The following is a 17,778-nucleotide window of genomic DNA, read 5'->3' as shown; positions in this document are numbered from 1 at the left end:
CTGGGTAAGGTGATGTTGGATCGATTGGCTTATCTGGGTTCGTTGGGTCGAATGGATAAGGGATCACTGGGTTAACTGGAGTTGGATTCTCTGGTGTAGCAGGAATTTCAGGGATCCAGTTAGCGACTTTCTTGTACACATAAGTGATTTCAGTTGTCTTACCACCTTCAACAGTACCTGTTTCAGAACCAATTGTCTTAGATGGAATCAAGACATAACGTGAACCATCTTCGCCAATAATCTCAGTTGGTTTGTTATCTGTTGTGTCATATGACTTACCTGCTGGAGCGTTTGTTTCATCGTTAACAGGTGTCTTAATAGGCGTACCATCTTCCGTCACATAGTTAACAACAACATTACCGTTTTGTACGTAAGGGATTGGTGTATCCTTACCTGACTCGTCTGGAGTTGGTGGTACATAACCCTTAGATGGATCTTCTGGATCTACCGGTGTCAATGGAGTGTTGTCCTTAGGATCTACTGGTGTGAAACCTGGTACATGTGGAATTGACGGAACTTCACCATCTGGGTAAGGTGATGTTGGATCGATTGGCTTATCTGGGTTCGTTGGGTCGAATGGATAAGGGATCACTGGGTTAACTGGAGTTGGATTCTCTGGTGTAGCAGGAATTTCAGGGATCCAGTTAGCGACTTTCTTGTACACATAAGTGATTTCAGTTGTCTTACCACCTTCAACAGTACCTGTTTCAGAACCAATTGTCTTAGATGGAATCAAGACATAACGTGAACCATCTTCGCCAATAATCTCAGTTGGTTTGTTATCTGTTGTGTCATATGACTTACCTGCTGGAGCGTTTGTTTCATCGTTAACAGGTGTCTTAATAGGCGTACCATCTTCCGTCACATAGTTAACAACAACATTACCGTTTTGTACGTAAGGGATTGGTGTATCCTTACCTGACTCGTCTGGAGTTGGTGGCACATAGCCCTTACCAGGATCGTTTGGATCAACTGGTTTCAATGGCTCATTTGTCTTAGGATCAACTGGTGTGAAACCTGGTACATGTGGAATTGACGGAACTTCACCATCTGGGTAAGGTGATGTTGGATCGATTGGCTTATCTGGGTTCGTTGGGTCGAATGGATATGGAACTTTTGGTTCTTGTCCTTCTGGAACACCTGGAATTTGTGGAATCCAGTTGGCAACTTTCTTATACACATAAGTGATTTCAGTTGTCTTACCACCTTCAACAGTACCTGTTTCAGAACCAATTGTCTTAGATGGAATCAAGACATAACGTGAACCATCTTCACCAGTAATCTCAGTTGGTTTGTTATCAGTTGTGTTGTACTCAGTTCCTGGTTTAGCGTTTGTTTCATCGTTTACAGGTGTCTTAATAGGCGTACCGTCTTCCGTCACATAGTTAACAACAACATTACCAGCTTTTTCGTAAACATAAGTAACTTCTGTTGTACCTTCTACGACTGTGCCAGTTTCTTTAGTTGCATCTTCTGGTTTGATTTCTTTGTAGTAGTAAACATCACCAGTAGCATCTTCAACGATTTTCTCTGGTACACGGTCAGCAGTAGAGTAGTCTGTACCTACAAGGGCATCGTTTGTATCAACAACAGGAGAGGCAATCACTTTACCGTCTGTGTTTACATAGTTCACAACAACATCGCCATACTTAGGATTTTCTTTGTAGTAAACTACTTCGTTGATGTCTGCGTCAGTTGCAGTTACAGTCTTATCCTTGACTGTTTCTGTCATTGGCGCATCAGCACCTTCAAGAGTTGTACGACTTGCTGTATAGCCTGAAACTTCTGGAAGAACATTTCCTTTAAGTGTATCTGTTGTATCTGCTACCCAGTCACCGTAAGTAATCTCACCAGTTACAAGGTTTACTTGAGCTGGACGAGTGAAGGTTACTGTTTCAGTCTTAACAAGTGGCGTACCTTCTGTAGAGTCTTTTGGCAAGATGTTGCCTGCAGCATCTACACGAACTGGAGTTCCATCTTCGTACTTGTACTCAACTGTACGAGTTACTTCTTGAGTTGTTTTCAAGTTTTCTACAGTTGCAGGCCATACTGGTGAGTTTGGATCTGTTGGATCTACAGGCTCTCCTGGAACAGCTGTCTTTGGAACTTCTTCGATACGTGGCTTGATAACAACAAGGAATTCTTGCAATTTATCTGAATCATAGTCGTAGTCTTGACCAGCTTCTGTTGTGAAGTTATCAGATACAAGCTCATAACCCAATTTCTTATACTTGTTAATAGTATCTGTCGTTGAATAATTGATATCTGTACCTGGGTTACCAGTCAAAGTAGCTGACTCTTCAAGGTATCCTGCCTCACCTTCAACTTGGTAACGGATGATGGCTTCTTGTGGAACTGGTTTATAAACATGAGTTGTTTCTGTCATATTTACACCAGCATACGAAAACGTATATGGAAGAGTTTGACCGGTTAAATCAAGACCTGATACCTCTTTACCTGTAACAGGGTCAATTGTTGTACCTGGATTTGTTGGATTTTTTGGGTCGAAGTCACGTCCAAAGTGTAATTCAAGCTTATTGTATTGTCCAGTAGTCGATACACCAATTTGGAAACGTGCGAGGTAAACGAAGTCTGGATTTTCTTTAAGATCTATCTTGAACCACTCATTACTTGCGTCCTTACCATCAATTTTTCGTTTACCTTGTAATTTACTCAAATCTAATTCAGCGGGATCAGTTATGGGAGCAGACTCGATTTGTAGTTGGGAGTTATTTGGATCTGTTGTCAATTTAGTAACAGTGTAAGTATCCAATAAGGATGCAGGTAACATATAATTTGTATTTGTTACACCATTTGAAAGCACAGAGGATTCAAACACTTTAATAAAGCCATCAGTAGAAATTGAACGGAAATCGTGAGTACCAGTGTAGTTTGGATCTGCTATCCAGATTGATTCTGTATAACTATGCGTTCCCGGAATAGGGGTAATAATAGTTTTATATGCAATATATTTACCTACCTGAGAGGCATTAGTTGGATAACCTTGCCGAACACGAGAAACAAAAGGAATTGCTGATTCTGGGCTTACATCCGTAGCAGTAGTTTCAGTTCTTACGAGCTCATATCCAGGGAAAGTTCGAACACCTGAAGGATCATTTTCTAAACCTGGAATAGTAGCAATTGTATAAGTTCCTAATATTGTACCATCTTCTGTCTTATAGGTTGTTGTGTTACCAATAACTTTTGGAACTAGAACATTAGGTTCAAGTGTGTTTTCATCATAAAGGACTTTCAAAGTACCTTCGGCATCTGTAGAAGCAGAAGCTGAATCAAAATCAACAACAATTGGTTTTCCACCTGCAGAATCTTTAAAAGTGGTAAATTCTACAGTATCACCTGCTTTTATACTCTTTGATTCTAATACATTGTTCGTCTTATCCAACAGTTCTACTAGCAGTGTGCCAGAAAGATCCTGTGCAATGGATACACGGATATAGGCACCATTGGTGGAAGAAAAACCATATCCCCTTTCTACACCTACAGTTCCATCGTACCATGCGAAACTATAATATTTAAAGGTCAAGTACCCCTCGGTCGTCGTTGCAACCATAGTCCCTCTACTTGCTGACTTTGCCTTAGCTCCATTAGGGTCTGACATACCTGGAGTTGGTTCTATAAGAGCAACACCCCCTGGATTGAAGGTTCCATCACCTTTACCGATTTCAGTTGTATTTGTGATTGACAAATTCGCTGTTATCACACCATCTTCATCGCGTTTCCGCAATTCCAAGGCAAGAGCTTCAACGTTTGTGCGAACTGCGTCGATTTGAGCGTTTACTTGTACAAGAGTTGCTACTGAGTCTTTCAAGACTGTAGTAGCTTCAGTTGCAGCCAATTTCGTTGCGTCTGCAGCTGCTTTCAAAGACTCATTGCCTTCTGGTGCTGCTGCGTAGAGCCGGTTAGCTTCGTCTGACAAAACCACCGCTTCTGAGATGTTTTGCTCAAGGACAACTTTCGCTTCTTCAGCAGTCACAGGTGCTGATACTTCTGTAGCCTCAGCTGGTGTTTCAGTTGCAGCTTCAGTTGTCGTTGCAGGTGCTTCTGTTGCAACTTCAGTTGTTGGAGCTGCTACTTCAGCTTGTTTAACCAATTGAACAGTAACAAGATTTTCAGCGCCTTCAGTAACAACTTGGGTCACTGTTGTCGCTTGACCTTGCGCCAACTCATAGCCGGCAGGTACTTCGACTGCTACATCGACGCTAGTTGATGCAACTGCTTCTGTCGTCGTAACGGTAGCTGTTTTCACAACAGCGTTGACAAGTGTGCCGTCTTCCAAGACATAATTGACCAAATAATTGATCGTTGCTGTACGCTCAGTTGGCGTAGCAGTTTCCGTTGAAATGGCTGGTGTCGTGTCGGTTGTCGCTGGGCTTTGAATGCTGCTAGTGACAGTAGTGTCAGCAGCAAGCTCTTCTGCTTGTACAGCTTGAGCGCCAGTGGCCAATGTCAAACCTAGCAAAACACTCGCCGCACCGAAATGATAAGTACGAATTGAGAAACGTTGTTTCGCTCCATACCAGTCGAATGATTTCTTGCGTTTCATTATGAAATGCCCTCCAAATTTTCTATGAAACAATGAATTAAGCTACTGTTTCAAATGCTGTAATTATATCCTATTCCTCCTTAAAAAGCAAGGAGAATACTCCAATACACACTCGAATTTACCTAATTTTTTCATATAACATCCAACTTGTTGTTAAAAAAAGGTTGCACACTTATTTATTTAATATAGTGACTGCTCTTCACCAAACAAAATGGTAATCGAATCAAGAAATGTTACTAATTACCACGGCACCATTGTCAATGAAGTGAGGCTTAAAATGCCATTTTCAAGCAATCTAAATATTCAGCTATATTACTAGTAGAAATTTGCTGATCGCGATAAAAGATATCTAGACTAAAGTCTGAATGGGGGAGTCGATTGGAGCAGTAAAGAAAGCACTGAATCTGCTTGATAGAATCATCATAGGAATAGAAGGTTACATGCTGATAGAAGCGGCGTTTGTCATCTCGATGTCTGTGTTCAGCATTGCCATTATGTTTCGGATTCTGAGGTCGAATGATTCTGTGCTCAATGCCAAGCTTCTAACAGAGTACATCTAGCAGTTGAACTTGTGATGAACGTGTACAGGTCATATATATCAAAAAAGAGAGAACGCTTGTGTCTATCCCCAGATAAAATGAATAGTTAAAAATGTTTGTACTTTAAAAAGGTATGTTTCCCTAAATTCTAAGGGAGTCATACCTTTATCGAAACCTCAAAAAGTAATGGTGTGATTTTGGTGTGAATTTTGCTAAAAAATCAATAGAGTAGGGACTAAGACTAGTCCCTCTCACACCACCGTGCGTGCCGTTCGGCACACGGCGGTTCAACTAACTTTTAACGCATGTCGTTTGAGATGATAGTCTAGGCAAGAAATGATTGAATAGATACCTTGTTATGGGACGGTTACGATAGTCAGGCTTGAGAGTCGCTATTGGGTTCACCGGTAGCGGGTGCCCGCAGAGGACTTTCACCTCAGATGTACGACATGCCCGTCGTACTAAAAAACAAGTTGGCACAAGTCCAACTTGTTTATGCTTATGGGTTAAAAATCGACGTCCTGAAGTCATTTGTAGAGTTCATCAAGGCTTGATAAACTTTTACTTTGAGGGCATGAACACGACTGAGGTTGACATTATTGGTTGAATAGAAAATTCGTCCATTTGTATCAGCTTCCATTGCTTCTTCCATCAAAGCTTGGAGTTGGGCATAGGTCGTTACTGTCACTTCTTTTGTAGAGTTAGCAACACCTAATTCATACTGCATGGTAAATGGCTTGAGTTTTCCTGCTTCTGCTTTTTCAACACGCTCCGCAAACATGGCTTTCTTGAATTCTTCCCATGTTGCGTATTGACCCTTAAAGACTTGGTTCAAGACGTGCGTATCAGTAATCAGACCTGTATCTTTCTTGTTCCAAGTATCGTAGATAGTTGAGCCTTGGCTCATAGCATAATCAGACAATTGACCAGATGCATAAGGGATAAAGCCTTCTGTATAGCCCTTAGCTGCAATCAATTCAAAGGCCATACGACGGAACATGATATCGCCAGGTGAACCATAAGGGTTTGAAAGCGCAGAATAGTTGGCTGCAAACATTGGCACACTGTGGTATCCATTACGTGACCATTCTTTGGTTAAGGTCTTGGCACCACCAGAAGGGCCGAAATATTGACGGTAATCAATGATACTGTTATCAATCAAGTCCTCGAAAGTCTTCAAGGAAGCTACTTCTGCATCGGTCAGCTCACGTGCATTATTTCCAGCATGCGTATTAACACCGTTTGTTTGAACGTAGTAGTTGTCAATCTTACGAAGCCAATCTTTCTTCAGATCGTCAGATTTTCCAAGAATAGCCATACCTTCCAAGTAATCCAACAAGTAAAGGGCATCAAATTGATTATGGAAGTACTCATTGAAATCCGCTTCATTGCTAAATCTTTCCACTGGATCAGCCACATGGACACGGTTGGCTACATCATCCGTGAAGAAGGCATTGAAACCAAGGATCATCTTATCAAGAGAGGAAACGTTTTGTAGCAATCCATCTGCATATACTTCCATTCCTTGACCGATACGGCGACCATAACCATGGAGATAGGTAGAGCCGTCCTGGTTGTGGACCATTTCATGACTATACAAAGTGGTTCCATAATCACCGAGCATATCGTAGGTGATATAGTAGGTTTCTTTACCGTCTGCATATGCAGTTTTAATAGATGAATGCTCACGGTACCACTTGTTGATTGGACCATAGAAATCTTGAATAGCATCCACTTCTGCAGTCAGATTACGGTAGGCCTTCTTACCATCAGGACCGAACATCATATAGCCTTCATTGTTAAGAAGACTACCAAAGAGTTTGTCACGGTTTGTCTCATCGAGAATCTTATACCAGAAGTCCGCATTGTCACGTTGGCGTTGGGCTGCCAAATCAACCATTTGACGTACCTTATCACGGTTTTCAGTTGTTGAATAGTCTTCAACATAATGTTCATACGAACCAATTGCCATTGTATTGAGATTGCTTATGATAAAGATGTCTTCTTGCGGCAGGGTCAAGAGTGGCAGGAGCATTTGACGGTAAGCCCAGTTTGGATTGGTGATGCGGTCATAGACTGCCAGAGCATACTTGCTGTGTTTTTCTGCCGCATCTTGCTTGGCTGCTGCTTCTGCTACCTGTGATTTACTTTCAACGATATAGGCTTTTGTGGTTTGTTTAAACCATTCATTATCTGTCAAGTTTGGCATGAAAAGTTGACGATAAGACTCGACCAGGTCAAAGACAGATGCCTTCGCGTTTTGTTTGGCCATTGCAGACACGTAGGTCGTCACGTTGTTATGGGCACGAAGAACATCGTAGCCACCATTTCCGATTGCAAGAATCATATCAAGGGCAGATGCTGCATCATTTCCGAAGAAGTCAGGTTCGAAAATGGTTAATTCTTTGGTATTCACAGTTCCGTAGTTGATGTCATACCAGCGATTCAAGTAAGTCAAACCTAGAAGAAAGGCTTCTTTATTATTAAGAATTTTTTCCTTGATATAGGTCTCTGAAGCCTGGCCTTGGCCATTAAGACTGGCAACTAACAATTTACGAACATTGCTTTCTAGGTTTGCGATAACTTTTTCATAGCTGTCTGCAAAATAGAAATCTTTAATAGTTCCTGTTTGAGTATTGGCATCCAATGTTGTTGGATAGCCGATTACTTTCTTCATAGCTTCAGTATCAAGAGTAACAGCAGACAGATTGCTTACCAAGTCGGTAACAAGGGCGCTTCTATCATTCAAGAAGGACTCTGGCGTGTAAATCAAGTCTGTACCTGAGATAGTGTATTCAACAACGTGATTGTTCTTGAAGTCTTCTAGATAAGAAACAGTCTTATAATCCACCGTGCCATCTGCATAGTGAAGCATAATCTTATTGATATTGGCCTTCTCAGCGTAGACATCAGCAACAACATCCTTATCCTTCATTGGTACAACATCCAGCAAACGGACCTTGTTGAGCTTATCGTCTGTCGCAATCCTATTTCCATAGTAGACAAGAAGTTCCTTGTTGTAGAATGGAAGGATTTTTTCCATGTTGTAGTAGGCGATTTCATGGTCAGCCTGAGCCTTATCCACGGTTAGATAATCTACTGAATATTGATTGAGATTAAGCGAAACAGAATCATCAATTGTCGCTTGAATTCCCATTGCTTCTACTTTGGCTTGTGCATCTTCATCAGAGATAACAGTAACATTGGTCAAACTATCAGTTGTTGTTGTGAAACCGCCCTTAATCTTACCAGTTGGATTGACAACTAAACCAACTAGACTTGTAGGACCGTTCATGGTGCTAACAACATTTGTCAAATTACCTACGTGTGGAGCAAGATCGCCAGTCACTTGGTTGGAACCAGCAATTCCACCAATGGTTGCCTCTGTACCATTTGTCACGATTGAACCTGTTGCATACGAATTATAGACACTTCCTGGTACGTCATAAACGAGCATAGTTCTACCGACGATACCACCTGCAAACTGATTAGCATTACCTGGAATAGTAATCGTTGCATCAACCTTGGCATTTCCAACACTTGCCATCGTACCGTTACCCAAGATACCACCAGTTAGACTTGCAGCGGTTCCGGTTACTTCGATGCTACCCTTGAAGGATACGTCTTTAATAGTAGTATTTGTTGCAGATTGAACTAAACCAGATACGTTTTGCGGTCCTTTAAGTGACGCTTCTACTGCTACGTTCGTGATAGTTGCATTGTTGGCATTAATCGCAATTGTAGCAAGTGGGTTCTTAGAGCTTGTATTCAGGCTTGCATTCTTGATGTCCAAGTTTTGAACTTTACCGTTGAAGTTAAAGAACAATGGGACTTTCAAGTTGCTGATAGAGAAGGCATAGCCGTCATTTACTCCATCCAAAGTACCGCTAAATCCAGTCACATAAGATGGAATATCTCCAACAGGGACTTCACTCGCGTCCAAATGCGCTCCTAGTTTAAAGGTACCGCTTGGATTTGCCTTCATAGCATCAATCAAGGCTTTGAAGGATGTGTAGGTATTTGCATCAGTCACCATCTTAGGAATGTAGAATTCACGGTTGGCAACGTATTGGGCATCCTTGTCCTGTACCAATTCATCAAAGGATGAAACTAGTTTGAAGACTGCCTTGCCATTCAAGGTAGTTTCTTCAATACTTGACACAGGTAGGTATACCTCCTTGAAGCGATCTGAAGTCACCTTGATAAACAATTCATCTGTGGATGCTGGCAGTTCTTCCAAGAATTCTTGACCGATGTAGCTACCATTCTTACGACGGTAAACAGTCACTGCATCTATATCTTTGACTTCAATCTTTTTATAGACTAAATCAAATTTGCGTATGCTTTCAAGAATAGCTTCTTGTTCCGAGCTTTGTTCCTGGTCTGCCATTGTGTAGAAAATCTTAGTCTTAACAGTGTAATCTGTGTAGAAATCAAGATTTTCAAGTGTCAACTGGCCATTTGGATCCGTAATTGCCTGTTCCTGTACCAAGACACCTGTATTATCATAGAGGAGAGCAACAGCTCGTTGGAAGTTAGCGGTTTCGTCTGTCAACTTGTAGCTAATTGTCGCTGACTTGGCATCATCATTTTCCACCAAGTCTGTGATAATCACTTGTGGTACTTTTTCAACCTTTGTACCACGCGCAATGACTTGCTTAACAGGTTGTTTGGTAATCTCTTCTGTTACAGTAGGTTTTTCCTGACGAACGCCCTTGATAGTCTGGTAAGTTGTTGTAACTGTCTTAGAGCCATTTACACCCGTCGTTACAACTTTGGTCTTACCTTCTAACAGTGTAGGGTCGTCAACATACTCTGTTTCAAAGGTAATTTCAACTTGATTAGTTTCGGTTTCCGTGCCCTCTATTGGTTTTGTTCCTTTGAGAACCTCTTTCGTTGTTGGTTCTTTAAGGACTTTCTCAGTCACTGTTGGTTTTGGTTGACGGACTCCGTTGATTGTCTGATAAGTAGTGGTAACTTCCTTATCTCCATTTTTCCCCTCAACTACTACTTGCTCCTCATCTGTATAAAAATCCGCTGTTTCTGTTGTCTTGGTTTCAAATGGAATTTCTACCGTCTCTGTAACAGTCTCTGTGCGTTCAACTGGAGTTGGAGTAACAGCTTTCGTACCACGTGCAACTACTTGAGTCACAGGCTGAGTCGTTACATTTTCAGTCACTGTAGGATTTGCTTGGCGAACACCGTTAATAAGGGTGTAAGTTGTTGTGATCGTTTCTTGGCCGTTTTGACCTGCAGTAATGATTTTTTCTTCACCTACTGGCAAAGTCGCATCGTCTTGGTAGCTAACCTCAAATGGAATTACTTTTATTGATGTTTCAGTCTCAGTTGTCACTATGTCAGCTTTCTTTGTACCAACACGTACAATTTCAGTCACTGGTGCACTAGTTACAGAGCTTGAAACCTGCTCAGATTTAATCACAACACCATCAGCGTAGTAATTCTTGATAACAGTCGTTTGAACTCCAGCTTTACCAACTTGATCTACATTTCGAGTCCCCTCCGCCAGAGTAGCATCATAGATAATTTGACTTTCAAAAGGAATGGACTCGGTGTTGGTCGTCGTATCTTCTGTCAAGGCAACTTCTGGTAGTTCATGCGTCGGAGCTGTATCTGGAAGAGCAGTAATTGGTTTTGTACCAATTTTTACGATTTGATTAACAGGAGCTTGGCTAATCGCTTCGGACACAACCTCAGACTTCACCAAGACATCACCGATATATGTTTGCTTGATTTCAATTATCTTTTGACCTGCTTGTCCAGACTGCACAGTCAATCTAGTCCCATCTGGAAGAGTATCATCATAGACTTCCTCAGTTTCAAAGGCAATCGATTCTGTATGCGAAGCAACTTTCTCTGTAACTTCCAAGGCTGGATTTTCGTGCGTTGGTGCTGTATCTGGAAGACCAGTTACGATAGACTCTTCAGTCTTCTTTGTCCCAATTTCAATAATTTTTGGAGTAGCAGTTTTGGTAATTTCGGATGAAATTTCTTCTTCCTTCAGAACCTGACCGTCTACAAGTGTTTGCTTGATGGTAATGGTCCGCTCGCCATTTTGACCTTCTTGAACAATTTTTTCTGTCCCCTCGGCCAAGGCTGGATTTTCAACCGTTTGAGTCTCAAAGGCTACGATTTCCAACTTTGTGATAGTCTTCTCAGTAATATCAGCTGCTGGTAGCTCATGACTTGGAGCAGTATTTGGAACTTCGGTTACGATTTCTTGGTTCCCATTATCAGCTGGTATCTCCTCCTCTGCCGGAAGCTCTTCTACCGCCTTGCTATCTTTAAAATAGCCCACATAAACATAGCCTTCAATCTCAGCTGGCGCTGGCAAAGCCTGACCTGCAGAACGTTCCACCGCATGGTTGAATTGAGCCAGAATATGGCTAGTTAATGCTGAACCTGTCGGTGCCAAGAAACTTGCACCCGTTGCGGCAAGAATGATTACTCCCGCAAATTCTTTCTTCCCTTTTTTGCCTAATTTTACAGCAATAATCAGGAGAGATAGACCTGCAACAACCATCGCACTATTTTCCAATACACCTGTTTCAGGTAAGATTTTTGAATCAGAACCTGTAGACACTACAGGACGATAAACCAAATAGTAGGTAGAATCCGTTTCTTGTACCAAACCTGGCAAGTCGCGAATAATCAATTCTTTTTCCGCATCAGTCAACTCTTCTTCGGTCACATAGGTGTAATTGATAGACTGCGCACTGACTGAAGGGGCAGTAGCAATAGAAGTCACAAAAAATAGACTTGCTAGGGTTGCAGAAACAAGTCCAATGGATAATTTACGGAAAGCAAATCGTTCTCGCTTTTCATTAAAAATGTTTTTCATATTTTCTCCAATAATCGCTAATTATACATACAATTATATCGTCTCATAATGGTTCGTACAATTTTTTTGTTTATTTATTTTTCATCTTAAGGACGGCAAATTTCAATTCCGAGTTAGCCACCTATAAGAAATTCTCTCGGTGACTTGTAGCCCAAACATTTTTTGGGATAGTTATTGATCCAATTTTCGATAAAAGCGACTTCTTTCGGGGTCGTTTTTGTGGTTCCTTTCGGCAACCACCGTCGGATAGGCCTACGACTACCTTTTTGGACTTTGGTGTTCTTTGCCACCTTATCCGCTATATACGCCTTTGTATCACGTTTCTGTTCGTAGTGCCACGATGTCGCTATCCCTTCCTCTGATGGTCTTGGTTTCTAGCGTCAGACTTAAAACGGTCTCTCCTCAGACCGTTTTAATCCACTACCTCACGATAGTCAGGCTTGGGAGTCGCTAGCGGGTTCACCGGTAGCGACTCCCCACAGAGGACTTCCACCTCAGATGTACGACGTGCCCGTCGTACAAAGAAAAGTTGAAGACACTCCATCTTCAACTTTTTTCCTTTATCTTGGGCTAATCCCCAGTGTAATGCGTCCCAAACGGCTGATACGGGTCATTTTCCAGGCCGGCGACCATACGATTTCCACCTGGGCATCTTCGATTCCGTCAATGGTTTTTAGAGCCGCAATCAATTCATCCGGCATGGTATCTGCACAGGAGCAACCTGCATCCGTGAAGGTCATGATGACCTTGCATAGACCAGCCTCATCCACAGTGATTTCATAGACCAAACCAAGATTGTAGATATCCAATTCAATTTCTGGATCATAAATGGTTTCCAAAACAGCAATTAGCTGCTCAGACAGCACCTCGGCTCTCTCGTTGAGTTTAATATCCTCTCTCACAAGTCTTCCCCCATTGTTTAGATAATATAATTGTTATTCTACCACAATTTGAAGAAATCTACACCTCTTGGCTAGTTTACAAGGTCCGAATGGTGCCAGATGCACCCTTACCAATTGAAAAGACATACTTATGTCCCTGGGTTAAACTATGGTAAAAGCCTTTCCCCTCATACAATTGAAAGACCTGCATGTCATTGCTATCCTCATCCTTGTAAATATGCTGGTAATAAGGATTGTCCGCAAAAATGGTCTTCAAATAATCATTTTCCACCGGACGAACCAAGCCTTCAATCCGCACGACCTGAAGCAGATAACCATCTTCTGACATGGCTGTCAAAGCGATACGCGGATTCCCCATTAATTGCTTATAAAAATGAGTTTCGGGACTGGTCATGAAGAAAATCCCATCCTCAGTGGCCGCTGTGATATGAATGTGACGGGCATGCGGATTTCCATCTTGATCCAAGCTCGCAAAAACCCCCAACTTCATCTCTTCCAACAATTGCATGACTTCTTTTAGTTCCATGATGACACCTCTTGAAAACGGATTCTATACCTTGATTATAGCAAAAAAACAGATTTATTGTTAAGCCTAACTTAGTGATCCTATCGAGATTTTTAGAGCTTTCAACCACTTAAAAAGGGAGTGAGCTCAACTCGACAAAGCTAAGAATAGTTCGTCAACAAGTCTTTATTTCTTGTTATTGATTTAAAACGGTCTATCCCCAGACCGTTTTAGCCCACCCCGCACAGCTCCAACAGTCGGAGTAGTGACTGTTGGAGGCTGGAGATAAGGCGAACATTGTTCGCATCAGAAAGGTTTATGAAACCTTTGGAGGTTGGAAATTGAACGAACGGAGTTCGTATCATTCGTTAGGATAGGTTTGGAGCATTAAACGCGAAGTGCTGAGGATTGTTTCACAATCCCAATTTCCCACCTTTCACAGTTCCCCAAACTGTGAAAGCCAATCACCCCTGCGCTAAGATGTTAACACGAACTAAAGAAAGCGAGCCTAGGATTGAACCCAGGCTCTTAGTAATTCACGATTATTTCACTTCTACTTTTTCTGTCCAAGGACGGGCTGTTGTAGCTAGAACTCCATTGAGTTCTTCCACGTTACGACGACCTTGGTCTGCCAACCATGCCTTAGCAGCCTCTTCACCTTCTTTGGCAAAGATTGCCACAGCATCTTTCCAAGTTGCACGTCCGCAGAGAACACCGTTGAAGTCTGAACCTGCCTCTTTGGCAAAAACAAGCGTTTCTTGGAAGAGTTTTGCAGATACACCCGCACTGAGGTAGATATATGGCAAATGCGTGCTTTCAGACTGCTCTTTGAAGTAGGCTTTTGCTTCTTCTGCAGTGTAGACTGGCTCTTCTGTTGTGTAGCCTTCCACAAAGTTCATGTTGACAGGTACTTCCACCTTGAGAACGTCAGCGTTATAGCGCGCCTTGCTGAATTCACGCATAGCGCCATTGACCTTGTGTGGTTTGAGGGCAGCATATTCGCGAGAAGTCACGTCCATATCGCTGGCATCGTAAGTCAAGATTTCCACGAAGTAAGGAATATCTTCTGCCAAACACTCGCTACCGATGCGTTCAACCCAAGCATGTTTGATGTCGTTGATTTCTGGCTTGTCATCCACATCATAGTAGAGCAAGATTTTCACGGCATCTGCGCCCAATTCCTTGATCCGTTTTGCTGACCAGTTTGGCAATAAATCTGGCAAACGACCCGGAGTTGAGGCATCATAACCTGTTTTTTCATAGGCAGCGATAAAGCCACAGTCCGCATGGCGCAATTCTGACGCAGGTACACCATATTCTGCATCCAAAAGGATAGAGCTGGCATAAGGTGTCAGGTCACTTGAAATCACTTTTTTGAAATCAATCAAAATATCGTCGCCGAATTCACCACCACCAGCAGCTGCCGCCAAAAGGCGTTTCAAAGCACCGCGTTGGTCAATAGCAAGAGCCGCAATGACTTGATCACTGTTTGACAAACGTGTCATGTGATCAAACTTAGCTTGCGAAAGTTGTAGTTTTGTCATTAGAATCCTCCTTAGGAAAATGAGATAAACAAAGTTAAGTAGGCTAGCCTAGTGCCTAACAAGTTAATAACAAAGCAATAAAAGATAAACGAAATGACGAAATTTAGCCGAAGCGCTTCACACCGTCCAGATAGGTCGCTTTGAGCTGACCTTGATCATCCACGACAATGAAATCTGCTGCGCGACCTGGAGCGATTTGACCGCAGACATGGTCAATGTTAACAGACCGTGCTGGTGCAAGAGAGGCCATTCTCAAGGCATCAGGCAGGCTGACCAAGTCCCACTCGACCACATTTTGCACCGCTTGGATAAGCTCCAAGATAGAACCAGCCAAGCTACCGCTGTCTTTGAGGCGAGCTGTGCCGTCTTTGACCACGACTTCAAATTCACCCAGACGAGACTCGCCCTCGCCCATACCACCAGCCCGCATACAGTCCGTAATCAAGACCGTTTCCTGCGCTCCTCTGGCTTTGACAACAATTTCAGCTGCTGCAGGGTGGACATGATGGCCGTCACAGATCATTTCTGCGTAGACATCTTTGAGACTAAGCGCAGCGCCCACCATACCCGGTTCACGATGGTGAAGACCGCTCATACCGTTGTAGACATGGACAAAGATATTGGCACCTGAATCAACCGCTGCCTGCGCTTGTGCAAAAGTCGCATCCGAATGCGCTAGCGCTGTATGGATTTGCTTGCTATTGGCAAATTCGATAAATTCCTTAACGCCCTCGCGCTCTGGAGCAATGGCAATCTTATTGACCAAGCCATTGGAAAGGCTGTGCCACTTGTCCAATTTCTCTATCGAAGGGTCACTCATGTATTTTGGATTTTGGGCACCCTTGTATTTTTCAGTGAAAAATGGTCCTTCGAGGAAGATTCCTTGAATTTTCGCACCGGTCTCCTCACCAGCATGTTTCCCAATGGTTTCACATACTGCATCCAGATTTTCTGTGGAATCTGTCAGGGTTGTTGGAAGCCAAGAGGTCACACCGCAAGCTAACAGACCTTCTGAAATAGTCTTAATCCCCTCAAAGTCATTGTCCATGACATCGTGAGAAGCGTAGCCGTGAATATGCGTATCGACCAATCCCGGTGCAAGGTGATAAGCTGAATGGTCAATGATTTGACCGCCCGTCGGCTCTTCTGTCAAGATTTGACCGAACTGACCGTTTTCTGTAATTTCTAAGTAAGCGTTTTCTATCTCTTGTTCAGCAAGAATAATTGATTTTGCTTTAATATAGGTTGGCATGCTATTCCTCCTATTAAACTGGTTATATCCACTTGTTATTATATTGTATAATGCTTCACTTGTCAAGTAGAAACCGAAAAATCGGTCATTCTTTCCCAAATTTTACAACAAGCAAAAAGAGCTGAGAATATTCCCAGCCCATCTAACTATTCTATATATTGTCGATAAATGCGTGAAGACAGCAGACAAACCACCTCATAATTGATAGTCCCCACATAATCTGCCCAGTCTTGGACGGTGATTTCTCGGTCCCCATCCTGACCAATCAAGGTTACCTTGGTCCCCAGGGGATAAGGTTTTGGTAGACGAATGGTAATCTGATCCATGGAGACACGACCAACAATCGGACAAGGCTCCCCATCAACAAGAACTGAGAATCCCTGCATAGCCCGCAACAGGCCATCTGCATAGCCAATTGGCACCGTCCCGATATACTCGTCCCCCTGGCTCTCGTAGGTCATACCATAACCTATCTTTTGGCCCGCGTCCAAGAGCTTCGTCTGTACCAATTGGGACTCCAAGCTCAGGGCCGGCAGAAGAGCATAGGGCAGTTCTAACTCCCGACCGCTTGGGTTGAGGCCATAGAGAGCATCCCCCAGGCGAATCATATTGAAAACAGCATCTGGATGCCAGATACTGGCCGCAGAATTACTAGCATGAATCAAATCCGGCAGGCTTGTCAATTGGTCCAGAATGCTCCGGAAATTTTGCAACTGTTCCTGATAATAGCAATCGTCCGCCTGGTCTGCAGCCGCAAAATGAGTAAAGATACCCTCAAAATCTACATCAGCAGCTGCCAATTCTTCAATCAGTTCAGTGATTTCCTCAACATTCCGAAAACCCAGACGCCCCATACCTGTATCCACCTTGATATGGACAGACAGGCCGTCCAGTTCCAATCCTGCCTCCTGCACCAAGTGCCACCAATCCAGACTAGACACTGTCAGACTAATATTTGTCTGGCGGGCCAGAGGAATGCAGTCGATTGGGACCACACCAAGAATCAAAATTGGATGTTCCAGACCGGCCTGGCGGAGCTCCAAGGCCTCGTCCATATTGGAAACACAGAAGCCATCTGCCTTGGATGACAATTCACGCGCCACTTCCACAGCCCCATGGCCATAGGCACCGGCCTTAACAACCGCAAACTTCTTCGTTCGAGCTGGCAGATTCTCTGTCAGCCTATCAAAGTTGTGACCAATATTGCCCACCTTCACCTTAGCTACTGTGGGCCGATGTATGCTAGCTTTCATCCTCTTCCTCCAAAATGACACTGGCCTGGACAAAATTCCCTGAATGACTGATACTCAGCCAAACTTTACAGGCTACAGGCGATTTTGTGACCACTGGACGCCCCTTCTCATCCGGCAAAATCTCCAAATCCTGAAAACCGATTTTTCCAATCCCCGTTCCCATGGCCTTGACAAAGGCTTCTTTTGCCGCCCAACGACCAGCCAAAAATTCAACTTGTCTGCGCCCAGACAGGCTCGAAAACCATTCTCTCTCTGATTCAGTCAGCACCTTTTCTACAAAACGGGGCTTGCCCTCCATTGCCGCTGCAATCGCTGCGATTTCCTGTAAATCTATACCGTGACCAATAATCATTTTCACCT

Annotated in this window: 8 protein-coding genes and 2 pseudogenes; all 10 read right to left on the bottom strand. The window is 43.1% G+C overall.

Annotation, left to right across the window (positions count from 1 at the left end; translation table 11 throughout):
* Positions 1-4,564, bottom strand: a 4,564-nt coding sequence (locus ACVC7T_RS03265) for a MucBP domain-containing protein (RefSeq protein ID WP_447262453.1), incomplete at its 3' end; no start/stop codon positions are given.
* A gap of 368 nt (positions 4,565-4,932) precedes the next feature.
* Positions 4,933-5,142: pseudogene (locus ACVC7T_RS03260) on the bottom strand (IS481 family transposase); the annotation flags it as partial.
* 460 nt (positions 5,143-5,602) lie between these two features.
* The gene (locus tag ACVC7T_RS03255) at positions 5,603-11,962 is read right to left on the bottom strand and encodes a ZmpA/ZmpB/ZmpC family metallo-endopeptidase (protein ID WP_447262452.1); all 6,360 of its coding nucleotides are present in this window, start codon (positions 11,960-11,962) and stop codon (positions 5,603-5,605) included.
* A gap of 113 nt (positions 11,963-12,075) precedes the next feature.
* Positions 12,076-12,216: pseudogene (locus tag ACVC7T_RS03250) on the bottom strand (IS30 family transposase); the annotation flags it as partial.
* Between the two features lie 306 nt (positions 12,217-12,522).
* Positions 12,523-12,864 carry a metal-sulfur cluster assembly factor gene (locus tag ACVC7T_RS03245; protein WP_105122899.1) on the bottom strand — a complete coding sequence of 114 codons (342 nt, stop codon included), beginning with the start codon at positions 12,862-12,864 and terminating at the stop codon, positions 12,523-12,525.
* Positions 12,865-12,940: 76 nt separating this feature from the next.
* A complete protein-coding gene (locus tag ACVC7T_RS03240; protein WP_105122898.1) occupies positions 12,941-13,390 on the bottom strand; it encodes a pyridoxamine 5'-phosphate oxidase family protein in 450 nt (149 codons plus the stop codon).
* Between the two features lie 521 nt (positions 13,391-13,911).
* Positions 13,912-14,913: a tagatose-bisphosphate aldolase gene (gene lacD, locus ACVC7T_RS03235; protein WP_105122897.1), complete on the bottom strand. Its 1,002-nt coding sequence runs from the start codon at positions 14,911-14,913 to the stop codon at positions 13,912-13,914.
* 103 nt (positions 14,914-15,016) lie between these two features.
* Positions 15,017-16,165: an N-acetylglucosamine-6-phosphate deacetylase gene (nagA, locus tag ACVC7T_RS03230; protein WP_105122896.1), complete on the bottom strand. Its 1,149-nt coding sequence runs from the start codon at positions 16,163-16,165 to the stop codon at positions 15,017-15,019.
* Positions 16,166-16,311: 146 nt separating this feature from the next.
* A complete protein-coding gene (gene alr, locus ACVC7T_RS03225) occupies positions 16,312-17,418 on the bottom strand; it encodes an alanine racemase (protein ID WP_105122895.1) in 1,107 nt (368 codons plus the stop codon).
* Positions 17,408-17,770 (bottom strand): holo-ACP synthase, encoded by a 363-nt coding sequence (gene acpS / locus ACVC7T_RS03220; RefSeq protein WP_105122894.1) that lies wholly within the window; start codon positions 17,768-17,770, stop codon positions 17,408-17,410. Before acpS ends, alr begins: the two co-directional genes overlap by 11 nt.
* Positions 17,771-17,778: the final 8 nt, after the last annotated feature.

The sequence above is a fragment of the Streptococcus sp. P25B114 genome (genome assembly GCF_053010325.1).
The sequence above is the reverse complement of the archived record's forward strand: the minus strand, read 5'-3'. Positions and strand labels throughout refer to the sequence as shown.

What these genes read in the sequence shown, in the direction of transcription:
- ACVC7T_RS03255 (WP_447262452.1), bottom strand. Translation starts at nt 11,962, where the DNA reads ATGAAAAACATTTTTAATGAAAAGCGAGAACGATTTGCTTTCCGTAAA.
- ACVC7T_RS03240 (WP_105122898.1), bottom strand. Translation starts at nt 13,390, where the DNA reads ATGGAACTAAAAGAAGTCATGCAATTGTTGGAAGAGATGAAGTTGGGG.
- lacD (WP_105122897.1), bottom strand. Translation starts at nt 14,913, where the DNA reads ATGACAAAACTACAACTTTCGCAAGCTAAGTTTGATCACATGACACGT.
- nagA (WP_105122896.1), bottom strand. Translation starts at nt 16,165, where the DNA reads ATGCCAACCTATATTAAAGCAAAATCAATTATTCTTGCTGAACAAGAG.
- alr (WP_105122895.1), bottom strand. Translation starts at nt 17,418, where the DNA reads ATGAAAGCTAGCATACATCGGCCCACAGTAGCTAAGGTGAAGGTGGGC.
- acpS (WP_105122894.1), bottom strand. Translation starts at nt 17,770, where the DNA reads ATGATTATTGGTCACGGTATAGATTTACAGGAAATCGCAGCGATTGCA.